Below are 14,811 nucleotides of genomic sequence, written 5' to 3'. Positions count from 1 at the left end.
TAGCGTAGGAGCTCAGTTTTCATAACCTCGCTGGCTATTCGAGCGGTACCCCGGCGCGTCATCTTGCGTTCCATCGCAATTCATTGGAGCGCTGCTTATGCCCGAACACTACCTAGCCGACGTCCAGCCTGCCGCCCGCTATGGTGTCCATCGCTCGACCCCTTGGCGCTGGACCAAGACGGATCCGACGTTTCCGCAGCCGATCATTCTCTCACCGGGGTGCACTCGCTGGAAGCTCTCCGACATCGAGGCATGGGAGGAGCAGAAAGCCGCGCCCGTCGGTCGCGAAACTGCGCTCCGCAGCAGCCGTTGAGGCGATGAAAGAGCGCGAAATGGCCCGGAACCTGTTGGCGCAGGGACCGGGCCGGGGTCGTCACCATCCGAACGCGGTGGACGTCTCCATTATAGCACCAGGAGATCCCTCCCGCCATCGGCGCGAAGGTGATCGTGAAACCAACAGCGTCCTTATGCGGCCCGCGAGTATCGGGCACGACGGGATGATCCAGTGGTTCACCGATCCGCCTCTCCGGGAGGCCCTCACACCGGACACAGCGTTCAGAATGGCAGCGATCAGCACCAATGATGCAGCCCGCCACCCCGTCGAAGTCCACTGTACGGTCTTCGCTTCAGACCATTGCAAGTTGAGGAAACGTGAGATTTTGCGCGGTCGCATGGGAAGGCACTCCTCATGAGCACGACGATCTCGACATCGTGGCCAACGCCCGACTTCGACCTGTTGGCAAGCGAGACACTCCCCGCGCCGTCGTTGCCACTTAGCGAGTTGTTCGCTCCCCGCCTCGGGGATTGGATCGGGGGGACAGCGACCGCCGCGTCCGTACCCGCCGATTACATCGTCGCGGCGGTTCTGGCCACGGTCGGCTCCATTATCGGGAACGCGCGGTGGGTGAGCCCTCGGCGGGGCTGGGCCGAGCCTCCCATCATCTGGGCGGTCACCATCGGCGCGCCCTCGGCCGGCAAGTCTCCGGCGATCGGCGCGGTGCTCGGGCCACTTCGGACCATGCAAATGGAACTCGAGAGCGCATGCGCCTCCGCGCGCGCCCAATGGACCGAGAAGGCAGCGCTGGCGAAGCTCGCGGATGAGGAATGGAAGAAGGCGGCGCGGAACGCCTTGCAGGGCGACGCCTCGCCTCCGAAGCGATCGACCTTGGCCGATCCGGGACCGGAACCGTATGCGCGATGCCTGTTCGTCAACGACGCGACGATCGAGCACCTCGCCGTGCTCCTGCGACGCCAAACGCACAGCGTCCTCGCTTACCGCGACGAACTTGCAGGCTGGTTGCAGGGAATGACGCGGTACGCCAATGGCGGTACCGATCGTCCGTTCTGGTTGGAAGCTTACGGCGGGGGAGCATACAGCGCCGAACGCATGGGGCGCCCTTCCACACTGGTCACGCGCCTCTCAGTCGGCGTGCTCGGTGGTATCCAGCCGGATCCGCTCAAGCGCCTGCTTACCAGGGGCGGCGATGAGGATGGTCTCCTTGCCCGTTTTTTGCCGTTCTGGCCCGACCCAGCTCCCATGGAGGCGCTTCAGGATGCCCCTGCGACAGCGATCCTCACCAAGATGCTTCGACGGCTGATGGCGCTTCAGCCCGAGCCAAACCAAGGGGATACCGCCCCACGGTACGTCGGCTTCGACGCCCAAGCGCTGTGCCAGTTGGAGCAATTCCGACGCGATGTCCGGGCCCGAGAGGGAGAGGTCGACGGTCGCACGCAGGCATTCCTTGGCAAGTTCCCGGGCATGGCCATCCGTCTCTCTCTGATCCTCGGTTTTGCTGACTGGGCCATTGGCGATGGATCGGAACCATCGGAGATCAGAGGCGAGCATTTCGATCGCGCCGCGCATTTCTTGATGACCTATGCGCTGCCGATGGCCAAGCGCACCTATGGCGACGCCGCCTTGTCGGACACCGATCGCGCCGCGCGAGCGCTGCTCGCGCTGATCCGCCGACGGGCCTGGCGGCGATTTTCCAGCCGAGATGTTTGTCGTGAACGTCTCCGAGGGCTGAGCAAGGCAACATCCGAGGTCAACCCGGCCCTGTCATTGCTCGAGGAAGCTGGCTGGATTCGCGCCGTTCCTGATCTGCGAAAGGGCAGCGGCAGGCGGCGGCGCGACTATGAGGTGAATCCGATGCTTCCGATGGGAGCCAACCATTTCGGCTAATGACAAATTCTACATTTCGACACAACTGGAGCCGCAGCCGCTGCATCACGCTGGAAATGCTCGCGCCGTTCTGCGATGATCTGCCGCGCTGGGCGACTGACCAGCTCGGTCCGTCAGTGAACGCGAGGCCGGCCGTGAGCTACACCAAATGGGGCACGATCGAGGGGAATCGTCGCAGCGTCGGTGCCGGTATGCGAGGAACCGTCGTGATGGCCCAGCGCGCCTTCTGCCTAGGCCAGATTGTGAGGTGGCAGATTGGGTAAGCAACCAGCCCTCAAGAACAATTCGGTCCGCCTGGAAGAGCTGCTCCGGCACTGGGGGACGGGTAAGGTTCGGCTGCCGAACCATTCCATCCCGCAGCCGATGCCGTGCGTAGGGGAGGTTGGGAAGCGCGGCAAGATGCCGAAGGGTTTTCATTTTTCTGTGCTCGGCCCCCTTGGGGAGCCCGATGCGCAACGGGCTGCCTGAATGGAACCCGTTCGCAAGGGGCTCGTTGTCCGCGAGCCATGGATCGATCTACTGCTGTCGGGAGAGAAGACTTGGGAGATGCGCGGCCAGCGACCGAGCTACCGCGGCTGGATTGGCCTGATCCGCAAAGGAAGCGGCCTCGTTTCCGGCATCGCTCATCTCATCGATGTGGGCTATCCCCTTTCACCCGATCAGATGATCAAGACCTTTGAGAAGCATCGGATCCCTGAGAGGATGATCCAAGGCGGAGAAGTCGCCAAATGGACGACGCCATGGAAGCTGTCCGACATCCGCGCGCTGCGCGAGCCCGTTCCCTACCGGCATCCGAATGGCGCGATCACCCTTTTCTCGCTCGCCCAAGACGTGAGCGCCAAAGTTTCCGCACAACTACGAGAAGCAAGGGCCGATCAGCCGGGTGCCATCGTGCATCGAGTTCCCCCACTGTCAGCGAGCGCCAGCGTCGAGGCCCCCTGGTCGCCGCCTGGAAATGCCCGCTCCCGGGCGGGGCAGGCGGTTCTACTCGGCGAAACCGTGGTTACGGCGGGAAACCTCAACAACGGCCATATATACCTGAGGCCCTTTCTGCATCGTTTCCCGATTGATCTGGTTGGAGGTCGCGACCAACATCCGCAAGTGATGTCCCATGTCGAAGCCGATGGCATGCCGCCGACGTCGACCGACATCTGCCCCCGCCACCGGTTCTTTCGAGACCGGTCATGGACGCGAGCCTTCCTGACGTACTCAGACGCCGAACCGGGAGACGTGGTCCAGGTCCACGAGCTTGCGCCATATCGCTACAAGGTCTCGATAGGCAGAATGGGACGCGCGTAGGAGGACATCAGTGTCGGGTAGCGGTCAGGTCATCGCGTAGGAACCATCCGATCGAGCTGGAGGGCATGGTTCCTCGTCCCGCGCGAACATCCCCCTCATCGCGTCGCTGAGCGGGTGCCCGGAAGCATGCTCAACCCCGTTCCGGAGCATCTCCTGAAGCTGAGAGGCATCACCGGCAGTATCGCCCATCGGCCAGAGGGCAGATCGGGCGAGTCGCCGTTTCCGCTGCATCAGATTGTTGAGCAGGCAGTCGAACGAGTCCTCTCGATAACCGGGATGGACGGCCATTGGAACGTGGATGGTTACAGGATGCGCTTGGCCGATGCGATGGACCCGGTCGTTGCATTGCTCCTCGACGGCGGGATTCCACCACCTTGAAAGGTGGATCACATGCGTCGCGGCGGTGAGGGTCAGCCCGACACCAGCCGCCTTCGGCCCAAGCACCAGCAGATCAAAGCCGCCGGCCTCTGTGAGATGCCTCTGGAATCTGTTCACGACGGCCTGACGCTGCGGGATAGGCGTGTCACCGTTGATGAGATCGATGCGAGGCAAGCCGAAAGCGGCCCGTGCGAGCTCGATGAAGCGGTGCTGCATCTGACGGTGCTCGATGAAGACAAGCGCCCGCTCCTCGCGGTTCGCAATGGCGCGCAGAATGTCGAATGTCGCTGCGAGCCGGCCGGAGGCTTCGATGAAGTCGGGGCCTTCGCGACCATCGCTGATCGAGGGGTGTACCGACACACTCCGAATATGATGAAGCATCTTGAGCGCCGCCCCGGCTCCGCCACCTGCTAGCCGAACTCTGGCCTCCTCGTAGACCTGGGCCTGGTGCTCCGGCATGAGTCGCGGATGCAGGAAGCGCCTCTTGGGGGGCAGGTCGCTGGCGACCTCGTCCTTGAGTCTGCGAAGAGCCAGCGGCGGTTCCCCCGCGTTGGACGCGAAGACGCGATCGTAAAGCGCTCCGAGCATGTCGGGGGACGTATCGTCGTACGCCTCGCGAAACTCGGCTAGGGTACCCAACGCGCCTGGGACGAGTTGATCCATGACAGCCCATAGGTCAACTAAGCTGTTCTCGATCGGCGTTCCGGTCAGTCCGATGCGAAAGTCGGCGTTCAAGGCCCGAGCAGCCACCGCCCGAAGCGAGATCGGGTTCTTGAGGTTCTGGATCTCATCGAACACAACCGCCGATAGCGGTAATCGGGCCAGGGAATGCTGGTAGTTCGCGAGCGTGCTATAGGTCGTGAGGATCCACGTACGCTGCCCGCGCCCCTCGGCCGTATCTTCGCGCAGTCGAGCGAGATCGAGCATCTCCTCGCCCTCGCGCGTCTCAAAACCATGCGCCTTTCGTTTCACGCTGCCGATCCCGCTGCCGTAGAGACGCAGCAGGTGACCCAAACCGGACGCGTCGAGGTGGCGATCGGCCTCCTCTTCCCAATTCCGCAAAAGCGAAGTAGGCGCCACCACGAGGATTGGCCCGCCCCGACGCTCCTCGGTTAACCGCCGGCGCAGCCACGACAGGAAGGCGAGCGTCTGAAGCGTCTTGCCAAGACCCTGTTCGTCAGCATTGAGAACGCCGGCGGCGCCGGTACGCCATGCCGAGATTTGCCAGTCGAGGCTCTCAAGCTGGTGGGGCTGGAGCCGAGTCGCAATACCCTCGAGCCGGTCCTCACCCCCTGCGGCCGAGCGCGGCTTCTTCCGAGGTTGCCAAGCGGCGCCTTCGTAGTTTTCTTCCGTTGTGACGACGATCGGTCCAACGGCGGGATCCCCGGTCTCGGACGGTGCCGCCCGCTCGGTATCCCGCTCGCGGCGCGCAGTCTCGACTGCGCGGATCGCCGCGACGGTTTCCGCGGATGCCGAAACGCGTTCGTTCCCAATCGGCACGCTGGCTTCGCCTCTCTCGGCCGCGGCCTCCACAGCCTCCCGGAGCGCGGCGAGCTCTTCGGATGGCAGACCTTGGAGAACGCGGATCACTTGCGCGGAGAAGACCTCGGGCAGCCACGTCGTTCCGCTCGCGCGTGCGATGTCGATCGGCGGAACCTCGTACACTGCGACGCCTCGCACACGTTCGGAGAACTCCTGCGTCTCGACGAACAGCGGGCCGGCCGCTTCTTCGACCAACTCGGCCTCGGCATCGGGATCGAGGCCATCAAGCTGGCCGGATGCTCGCAGCGATCGCTCGATCGCCGCTGTCAGACGGGCTCGAGGGTTGGCAATGAACAGGCGTCGCTCGCGCTCGGCGGCGCGCTGCACCTCGGCCATGACTTTGAGTGCGGGCATGGCGGCCCTGTCCACGACGAGGAAACTGCCGCGTCCCAACCGGTATGCCGGCAATGCTCCGCGATCGCGGACGCGCTCCTGAAACGCGCGGAGGCTCGAGCCCTCCAACTCGGCGGCAGTTTCCGATGCCGTTTCAGCCGACGGCAATTCATCGAGGTGGCGCCTTGAGAAAGGGACTGGCTCGAAATCATTCGCAGATTCATTTACCGTGATCGAGAAGCTATCGGCGAGACGCACCTCGAGACCGGCAAGGAAATCTGACATCGAAGCCCGAGCGACCCGCGTGTCCCGGACTTGAACCCCCGGATCAAGCGCCTCGCGAAACCGTGCGAGGGCCTCCCAATGCGCGGCGTCGTCCCGCGCCGGCGCACATCCATCCGCGACTTCGATGGCGCCGAGCAGCCAAGCCGGTAGCCGGCGGAGGCCATCCGGTGTGTTGACGAATGCACCCTGACGGTGGACGGCCTGCGGACGACCCGCTCTCGCCCATTCGTAGCGCAGGCGGAAACTGGAAGAACCGGGGACTCCCTCCGCGTCGGTTCGCAACACTAAGTCGATGAGCGGCGGGAAACCGAGAGCTTGCGCCGCGTCGGCATCGAGGCCGGCGGCGATCCGGTGCGTCATCCGGATGGTGTCTCTAGAGATTTCGAGTTCGCCGGGAAATTCGTCCCCAAGCGTACGAAGATCGGCTACTGCCAAGCTAAGCGCACGTGCCTCCGGCCCCAAACGATCTAGACCACGCTGCTTGTGCTTGCCAAGCAGCCGGCCGATAGCTCCGACCCGCTCGGGCCGAAGACGCAGTGTAACGCCTTGCGGGTTGTGATCGAAATCGAAGCTCATGCGCAGTTCCTGATCGCCTCCCGCACCCGGTACTCCCAGCCCGAGTGGTGTGAAATGGCCTCTACATGCGGAAGGTACCGAATTGCCTCACAATCATAGCGAGACTGGTGAAGCCGTGGCGTTTTTGGATTATCCTTTTTAAACACATGCACTTTGTAGCTGTGCGACCCTTCGACGATTACGCAGCGATCCAGCTCGAGGATCAGCAGGGAGGTGTCTGATCGGCTTCCGCCCGCGACCTGGCTGCCGAACCATTGCCCCGATGGGACGGCCTCCCGCACCGCGCGTCGACGCGCCACTAATTCGCCCGCTGGGCAGAAGGCGGCCCAAGCATCCTTGATCCATTTTCGTTCATAGAGCTCAAGCCAGAACCTGCGGCGAGGCTCCCACATGTGGCTCGGCTCCGACTCTGAAACGACGTCGAGGAAGGCGCGGATACTGACACCAGTCAGCCAGCGCAACATGACCGATCTCGCTGGTTCGCCTACCTCACCCCATACCGCCTGCGGACCCAGCCGGGGATGCCCATAGAAGTCTCGGATGGTGTGCATCAGGTAGGCTCGGAGGTCCTCGTCTGGCATACGGTCGCTCCACGGACGCAGGAGAGCGTCGATTGCCGCGCCCGCCCCGGCGGTGCGGGCGGACGCTTGCCCATCGGGCTTCAACCACCGGAACAACCGCTCAACCTGTGGTCGTTCATGCAACTGCGGGGCAATCGCCGCCACGAAAGACAGATGGGCGGCGTCCATGAGACCGGTTCCAAGTGGTTGCAAACCAATCCGCTTGAGCTCGCTCCAGGGATCACTCATGTTGATCATCAGAGCTGCTATATCTTGGTGGGCGCGGCTGGCATCGAACAATGTGGGAATCCACGGTAGCACTCGCCGCCAGCGATCGCCCAAGCGAGCCTGGGCCTCGGCGAGCGCTTCGCCAAGTTCCCGGCTATGAGAGGCGCCGCGGGCATAGGTATCAACGTAGACGGAGGCCATTCCGTTCAGGAGGCTGCTCCGCGTCGATGCCCTGATTTCCGCGGGAAAGAATTTTCTAAGCCTAGCGAAATCTGGCCGATCGCGAAGATCAGGCGTGTAAAGCGCCCGGGCCGCCGTCGTCAGGTCAGAGACGGAGAAGCCCTCCCAGCGACCCGCAGCTTCGCGATCTCTCAATTCGACGACACATGCTTCCCGGTCCTGTTCCGACGGAAGCTTCACCCCTGCCCAGCGCGCGAGCACGCGGTTCACCGAGGATCTAAGGCGGCCGAGATCAGGCAACGCTGGATGGTGTATGGCGGGGCTACGGCCAATCACATTGTTCAGGGAGATCATGGACGTGTCTCTGGGAGCCGGGCCGCGAGGCGTTCTCTGATCCGGTCAATTTCATCGGAACCCCGAGGCACATACATGATGATCCGGATATCGATCCGTCGATTCGTCGCCTTGCTCGCTGGAGTGTCGTTCTGGGCGACCGGCCGCATTTCGCCATAGCCAGCAACGGAGATCACCGGCTGATCGCGCATGTTAAGATAGGCCACAAGGCCCGGTTCCCTCGCGGTCATCACGACGAATGTTTCGTTGGCGCGCGCCGTCGAGAGCCGAAGGTTGCTGATCGCGTCGCCATCGGAATCGGTATGACCTTCGATCTGGAGGGCCTCTATGATCGCTCCGGCCGGATTGCATTCTCGTGACCAACTCGCCGCCGCTCCAAGCGTGTAACAGGGGAGAATGAGTTCCAGTTCCTCTGCAACCAGATCAACGATGCCGCGCTTAGCAGGCTGAAGCAGCGCCTGCCCTCGGTCGAATAGACCATCGCCCTGGAAACGAAGGGCGTCCGATTCTTCGCTTATGACGACCTGCAGCTCAGGAAAGCGCAGCTTCAGCTGATCGCGCAGAGCTTCTAGGATCCGTCGGCGCGCTTCGGAGCCTTGCGAGATGTAGGCCTCCAGCGGGTCTCGAACCTCGAGCCGACGGATCATCTCCTGCAGTCGCTCGATCTCCGCCTCCAGTTTCCCGATCTTTGCATTCGCCGTTTCGACCTCCGCTCTCAGCCGGGTGTTTTCGGCCCGCAGAGCCGCTATTTCATCCTGCAGTACGTCAATCTGCTTTTGAGCATCCTCCAGTTTCACTCGGGCCTCGTCCAACCATGCCTTCGGAACCTTCTCCGACGCGTCGTCGAACTGACTGGCGAAGAAGGCGAGCAGGACCATGAGGATGAAGAGGAAGCTCACCGTCATGTCCGTCATCGAGACGAACGCGGATTCCTCCTCATCATCGGCACGTCCTCGACGCGCAGCGCCCCGCATCAGGCCCGCCGTGCCTGCTGGGGCTGGAACTCCTCGGCCTGCTCGAGGACGCCGCGCATGACGTCGAGCGCGGTGTTCATCTCGCCAGTCATCTCTCGGACGTACCCGCCGATGGCAACGATCGTGCCCTCCACCTGTTCGCGGTACTTCTCGAAGGCCGCGCCCAGTTTCTCGTCCATCTCGTCGAGACGATCGCCTTGGCCCTTCTGCGCCTCGAGCACGCGCGCGACGCCCCCGAGCGCCGCCTCGATGGCTTTCCGCTCGCCTCCGATCGCCGCGCTCGCCGCCTCGAGTGTACCGGCGGCGGATCGCGCCGTCTGTTCAGCGCTCCGCGAGACTGTGCTCGAGGCTGTTTCGACACTTGCGGACAGACCGCGCAAGGATTCGTCGATCCGCTCGACCGACTGGCGAACCGGAGTCGCGGCCTCGGTCAGCGCCTGGGACGCGGTGCGGAAGGCTCCGGCGGCCGTTTCGCCAGCCTCGGCCCCCGATCGGATCGAGTCCGAAAGGCGTCGCATCTCCATGGTGCCTCCGGCCAATTCGGCCACGACGTCCTGAATCCGCTGCGCGATCGCGTCGACGGGTTCGATCAGATCGCGACCTATGGTCGAAGAAAGGTCACCAGCGCGGGCCACTATCTCTTCCGCGGTTCGGCCGAAGGCCTTGGTGATCTCTGTCCCCACGTCGGCGCTTGCGGCCACAAGGCTCTCGCGCGCCGCCGCGGCGCCGCTCGCCGATGCACTCTCGAGCTCGGCGCGGAACCCGAGCGCAGCCTCCCGCATCTCCGCCGCTGCGGCGCTCATGGCACGCGCGCCATCCCCGGTATTGTCTCGGATGCCTTGCAACGTCTCGTTCATCGCGGCGAGCAACTGCTCGCCGCCTTGGGTCAGGGCGCTGGCGGTTGTCGCCGCTGCTGCCCCCATGGAACTCCTCAGATCGTCGATCGCCTGGCCTAAGCGCGCCACCGCGTGCTCCATCTCCGTGCCCATCCGCCCGGAGCTTTGATCCAGGCGGCCGGCGAGTTCGCCGATCTTCGCGCCGGCCTCCGCCAGGCGGTCGGAAGCCGCCCCGAGCGCTCGGCTGACATCGCGCGAAAAGCGATCCGACAGATCCGCAACCATCGTTCCCATGCCGTCGCTGCCCATCTTGCTCACCTGGTCGATAAGGGGCGCCATCTCTCCCCTGATCGAGGCGGAGATCGCCCGCGGCAGCTCTTCCCGAAGCGGCCGACCCAGCTCTGCGACCAGCTCGTAACCGAGTTCACGCCACTGGTCGCGCTGCTCGCGAGTCGCGCGAAGCTGTTCGATAGCGAGTTCTTCAAGGCTGACGTAGCTGAGGCGCATCTCCAAGTCGTGGCAAAGCTGATGCAACGCGTTTTCAACGGTGGCTGATCTCCAGCGCATCACGATCGTGAAAATGATCGAACAAGCCAGGCCCGTCAGCGACATGATGAATTTGGCGGAGGCAATGGTTAGCAGCTCATTCAGCGACGCGGTCGCGTTCCCGTCTGTGAGATTCATCCTTCCAAGCGCCGCGATCAGGCCAAGGAACGTCAAGAACAAGCCAACGCTCACGAAAAGACCTGGAATATATCGAGAGAAACCAGGGCCGAACCCAAGATCATCTGCGTTAAAAAAGAAAATTGGTCGAATGGTATTCCGAATGATATTCTCCCCGTCGACTTCTTGATCGATCAGGGTGTCCATGTATTCCCGCCACGTGTCTGCCAGTTGGCTTCTCGACGGATCGGATCGCCTGGAGCCTACGGTGACCTTTTGAGCAATCTCGTGAAAATCGGCCGTAGTGGAGGCGGCTTTGACAAGACCGTGTAGCCGTCGCACGGAAGCGATGCGCTGGCTGGTGAGGCGAAGGAACCTCCATGAGACGTAGAGGAGAAGCACGAGAAGTGCCAGAGTGACCCAGCCCGGAGCTGCCTCGTTTCGAAGCAATCCCGCCAGACCAAGTACGAGCTCGCGGACTTCGAAACCCAGGTTCATATCCATCCTCCCAATGCGCGACACGTTCATGAAGGCGCCGAGAACCGGAAAACGCGCGCGTTGCCTCTGCCCTCAGCCGCAGTGAATGTGGCACCCAAGGGAAGACCGTGAGGATTATCTGTCGCATAATCCTCAGACCCGCAACAATATTCGCCCTCAGGAAGAGTGTCGCAGCAGTTCGCGAAGCTCTGCATGGCGCCGCGCGTGCAGATGCCAGACAAATGTCCCCGGCAGCCCATGGAACTGTTAGAGGGCCAGCATAAGGTGCTTCGAAACGAGGTCGAGCTACCCGGCTTCGGCTGCCGGGCCAACAACCGCCGATTGGTTCAAGGATCGCACGCTCGCGAGGAGCTGCTCAACCTTAGCATCCTCGAAAAGACCATCCGGCCCGTCCGGAGTGCGATCCGTGAATGGACTGACATAGAGCAGCCCGGGATCCATGACGCCATTCCGCGTGAGGTGCTCGATCACCATCCCCACAAACTCGATCTGGTCGGCGGTGGCTCCGTCAGCGATGAAGTCCGCGAAATGCGTCTGCGCGGCGCCGCGATCGAGTCCGACCAGCGAGCGTATGAACACGCCGAGTCCGCGGACCTGTGCGGCTTCGACGTTTCTCGCCCTCTCGAGATCACCGTCGGAACCAATCCCGGCTTCCAGCAGCATCTTCTCCAGCTCCGAGATGTCGAGTTGCGTCAATGCCTTGCCGGTCCTCAACTTGCGCAGGGCAACGTGGTTCTCATGCTCTGCGAGGAACGAGCGCGCCTTCTTCTTGAAGGCGGCGAAATCCGCCGCGGGATTGACAGGCACGACCGACGGCACACCGAGCTCGTCCTCGAAATCGGTGTAGAGGATCGTCCTGGAGGTCTGGTCGATCAGATGCACGATCTCGCGCAGGCGAAGCCGTGCACGCTCGACGATTGGTACCCTCAGTCCCTGCCACCAGCTCTCCGACAACATCTCCTCGATCAGCTCGGCGTGCCGCGCAACGGCGGGGATCTCGAATTTCGCCGAAAGCGCCATCACGATCTCCATGATCTTGCGCTGGCACAGCTCCATCTTCGCGGAGCAACCCAACAAGCAGAGCTGGAGTTCGAACATCAGGAGGTCGAACCTCTTGGCTTCCTCGCCGCCGAGGTTGGTGACGCTCGGCAGCGCCGCGAGCCCAGCGAGTTCTTCGGCGGCCTGATCTGTCAGGTGCGACCACGGCGCGTCGTCGGCCTGCCAAGTTTCCACCGCCCGAAGATGCCCCCGCACGATGAAGGACGCGACATCGAGCCCCAGGACGAACCACCGAACCTCGTCGACGATACCGGCGCGGGCCGCCGCCATCTCCTCGGCCGACGCGGGTGCACGGCCATCATCCGGTTTTGAGGCGGCTGTCCCGCCTGCCTGATCGATCGCCCGGGCCAGCCTCAGCCGGGCCTCGATAAGGCGTTCCGTCAGCGATTTTGGCACGGCGGGATCGGAGAGTTCCGGATTGGAGCCGAAGAACTCCAGGTTGCCGCAAACATCGAAGATCCGGAACTCGGTCTTGCGGGTGCCGGGGCCGAAGAGATCGGGGCACAGACGCGTGCCGCGGCCGATCATCTGCCAGAACTTCGTCTTGGACCGGACGAGCTTGAAGAACACCAGATTGACCACCTCGGGCACGTCGACTCCGGTGTCGAGCATGTCGACCGAGATAGCGACCTGTGGTTCCTTCCGGGCAACGGAGAAGGCGTCGATGAGGCTTTGGGCGTAGCTCTCGCCATGCACGACACGGCGGGCGAAGGTGCCGCCGTAATTCGGCCAGCCGGCGTTGAACCGCTCCTCGATGAACTTCGCATGCGACTTGTTGGCGGCGAAGATGATCGTCTTGCCGATCCGGTCTCCGCCGTTCACGCGGATGCCGTGCGCCATGACATGGGCCAGCACCTGGTCGACGGTATCCGCGTTAAAGAGATACTTGTTGATCTCCCCGGCCGTGATCTCGTCCCGACGGCCGCTTTCTCCCCAGTCAAGTTCGTCCCACTGGTCCTTTTCCTCGTCTGACAGGTCGTCGTAGCGGATGCCCTCGCGCATGAAGCGGGTGGGCAGCGCGATCGGGACGAAGGGGACGAGGAAATCGTCCTCGATCGCCTCTTCCAGCCCGTAGAAATCGGTAGGATGGCCCGGATCAAGGTCGAACATCCGGTAGGTGTCGCGATCGACCTCGTCGCGCGGGGTCGCGGTCAGGCCGACTAGGTAGCTGTCGAACCATTCGAAGATCGCGCGGTAGCGCTTGTAGATCGAGCGGTGGGCCTCGTCGATGATCACCAGATCGAAATAGCCGGGGCCGAAGCGGCGCCCGCCGGCGTCGGCGCGGTCGATCAGGTTCATCATCGTGGGATAGGTCGAGACGTAAACCCGCCCGGTGCCGGCGGGATCGCTGATCAGGTTCACCGGCGAGCTGTCGGGCAGATGCGCGGCGAAGGCGTTGCGGGCCTGCCGGACCAGGCTGATCCGGTCGGCGAGGAACAGGGCCCGCTTCACGAGGCCCGCGCGGATCATCATGTCCACCAGGCGACGACGGTGCGCGTCTTGCCGGTGCCCGTCGCCATTACCAGCAGCGCCTTGCGCGCCCCGCCGTCGAAATGCTCGGCGATGCGGGTGAGCGCGCGGGTCTGATACGGGCGCCCCGCGATCGCGGCCTTCGGCTTCTGCTCGGCGAGCGGCTTCGCCTCGGCGCGCCGCGCGATCATCTCGCCAAGTTCGGTCGCGGTCTTGAACCCTCCGAGGCGCCGGGGCGGGATCTTGCGCGCGTCGTCCCAGATCCAGTGCTCGTAGCCGTTGGTGTAGAAGATCACCGGGCGCCGGCCGTGCATCTTCTCCAGCGCGTCGGCGTAGAGCTCGGCCTGGCGCTTGCCGTCGCTCGGATCGCGGCGGGTGCGCTTGGCCTCGATCACGGCGAGCGGCAGACCATCGGCGCCCCAGAGGAGGTAGTCGACGAAACCGAAGCCTTGGTCATTTGGCATGGGCTCGACGCGATACTCGAGGTCGCGGCCATCCTTCAGGTCGGTCCACCCAGCCTCGGCCAGCAAGAGGTCGATGAACCGGGTCCGGGTCTCGGCCTCGTGATAGTCGTGCGGATCGGCGGTCAGCGCGAGACGGGCCGAGGCGACCTCGGCACGGCGGGCGGCGAGTTCGGCGTCGAGGCTCGCGTAGCGCGCGCGCAGATCCTCGAGTTCCCCGGTCCGCGTCTCGAGCTCCCGGTCGGTAGCTTCGATCCGGCGGCGGGCCTCGCCGAGCAGGGCGGCGCGGGCGTTCAGGAGCGCCGGGTCGAAGGGGTTCGGTTCGGGCGGCTTCTGGCGCCTGCCATAGGCGCGGCCGAACCAGTGCAGGACGTGGTGCAGTTCCTCCACCGCCTGCCGGGCGCCCTGAACCTTCAGCGTCGCGCCCTCGTGGGCGGCCTTGTTGCGGACGAGGTTCACGAACCGGGCCTTGGCATGGACCGAGGTGCCCATGATCGCCTTCAGGTCGGGATCGTTGATCATCCGGCTTGCGCCGGACTGCGCCGGCGGGGTCAGGCCCGCGTCATAGGCGAAGGCCCAGGCGAGCGCCAGCTCCACCGCCTTGCCTGCCAGGATCGCCGCCGCCTCGGGCTCCGAGAGCGCCAGCCGCTCGGCCGAGGCGGCGGCGGCGTGGACGGCGGGGAAGTCGGGTTCGAGATGGGCGAAGTTGCTGGCGGGCATGGGCGGGATTCTCGCGGTCAGAGTTCTCCGGCGAAGGCGCGCGACTGGAGCGAGGCGAAGAGGGTGTCGAGTCCAGATTGGTAATCAGATGCCTGTCCACGTAGACCTTTTGCTACCCTTAGAGCCGGACCCGAAATGAGTTGAGCGATATCATAGGGTTGTGATTCACGTCGGTTTGCGAAGACTGACGGAGATCCGATGCCCTGGACTGAT

8 protein-coding genes are annotated in these 14,811 nt (G+C 63.7%); 2 read left to right on the top strand and 6 right to left on the bottom strand.

Features of this window, described 5'->3' with window-relative positions; all coding sequences use genetic code 11:
* The first annotated feature begins 688 nt into the window (after nt 1–688).
* Both FJM51_RS20575 and FJM51_RS20570 read left to right on the top strand, forming a co-directional pair.
* Nucleotides 689–2,182, top strand: coding sequence for a DUF3987 domain-containing protein (locus tag FJM51_RS20575; RefSeq protein ID WP_140456009.1), 1,494 nt, complete (start codon nt 689–691; stop codon nt 2,180–2,182).
* Nucleotides 2,183–2,650: 468 nt separating this feature from the next.
* A complete protein-coding gene (locus FJM51_RS20570; protein WP_140456008.1) occupies nt 2,651–3,481 on the top strand; it encodes an ASCH domain-containing protein in 831 nt (276 codons plus the stop codon).
* Between the two features lie 24 nt (nt 3,482–3,505).
* Here FJM51_RS20570 and FJM51_RS20565 read toward each other — a convergent pair whose 3' ends face one another.
* From FJM51_RS20565 to FJM51_RS24770, 6 genes are all read right to left on the bottom strand, one after another.
* Nucleotides 3,506–6,595 (bottom strand): DEAD/DEAH box helicase, encoded by a 3,090-nt coding sequence (locus FJM51_RS20565; protein WP_140456007.1) that lies wholly within the window; start codon nt 6,593–6,595, stop codon nt 3,506–3,508.
* On the bottom strand, nt 6,592–7,917 hold the full coding sequence (locus tag FJM51_RS20560) for an EH signature domain-containing protein (RefSeq protein WP_140456006.1): 1,326 nt from the start codon (nt 7,915–7,917) through the stop codon (nt 6,592–6,594). Before FJM51_RS20560 ends, FJM51_RS20565 begins: the two co-directional genes overlap by 4 nt.
* Nucleotides 7,914–8,822, bottom strand: a complete 909-nt coding sequence (locus FJM51_RS20555; RefSeq protein WP_210240367.1) for an OmpA family protein — start codon at nt 8,820–8,822, stop codon at nt 7,914–7,916. Before FJM51_RS20555 ends, FJM51_RS20560 begins: the two co-directional genes overlap by 4 nt.
* Nucleotides 8,823–8,890: 68 nt before the next feature.
* The gene (locus FJM51_RS20550) at nt 8,891–10,888 is read right to left on the bottom strand and encodes an anti-phage protein ZorA-like protein (RefSeq protein ID WP_210240366.1); all 1,998 of its coding nucleotides are present in this window, start codon (nt 10,886–10,888) and stop codon (nt 8,891–8,893) included.
* A gap of 285 nt (nt 10,889–11,173) precedes the next feature.
* On the bottom strand, nt 11,174–13,417 hold the full coding sequence (locus tag FJM51_RS20545; protein WP_267901479.1) for a type I restriction endonuclease subunit R: 2,244 nt from the start codon (nt 13,415–13,417) through the stop codon (nt 11,174–11,176).
* Nucleotides 13,417–14,598 carry a DEAD/DEAH box helicase family protein gene (locus tag FJM51_RS24770; protein WP_267901478.1) on the bottom strand — a complete coding sequence of 394 codons (1,182 nt, stop codon included), beginning with the start codon at nt 14,596–14,598 and terminating at the stop codon, nt 13,417–13,419. The genes FJM51_RS20545 and FJM51_RS24770 overlap by 1 nt, the downstream gene beginning before the upstream one ends.
* Nucleotides 14,599–14,811 lie beyond the last annotated feature (213 nt).

It is taken from the genome of Amaricoccus solimangrovi (assembly GCF_006385685.1).
Lineage (GTDB): Bacteria > Pseudomonadota > Alphaproteobacteria > Rhodobacterales > Rhodobacteraceae > Amaricoccus > Amaricoccus solimangrovi.
Note: the sequence above shows the minus strand (reverse complement) of the source record. Positions and strands in the feature narration are given on the sequence as shown.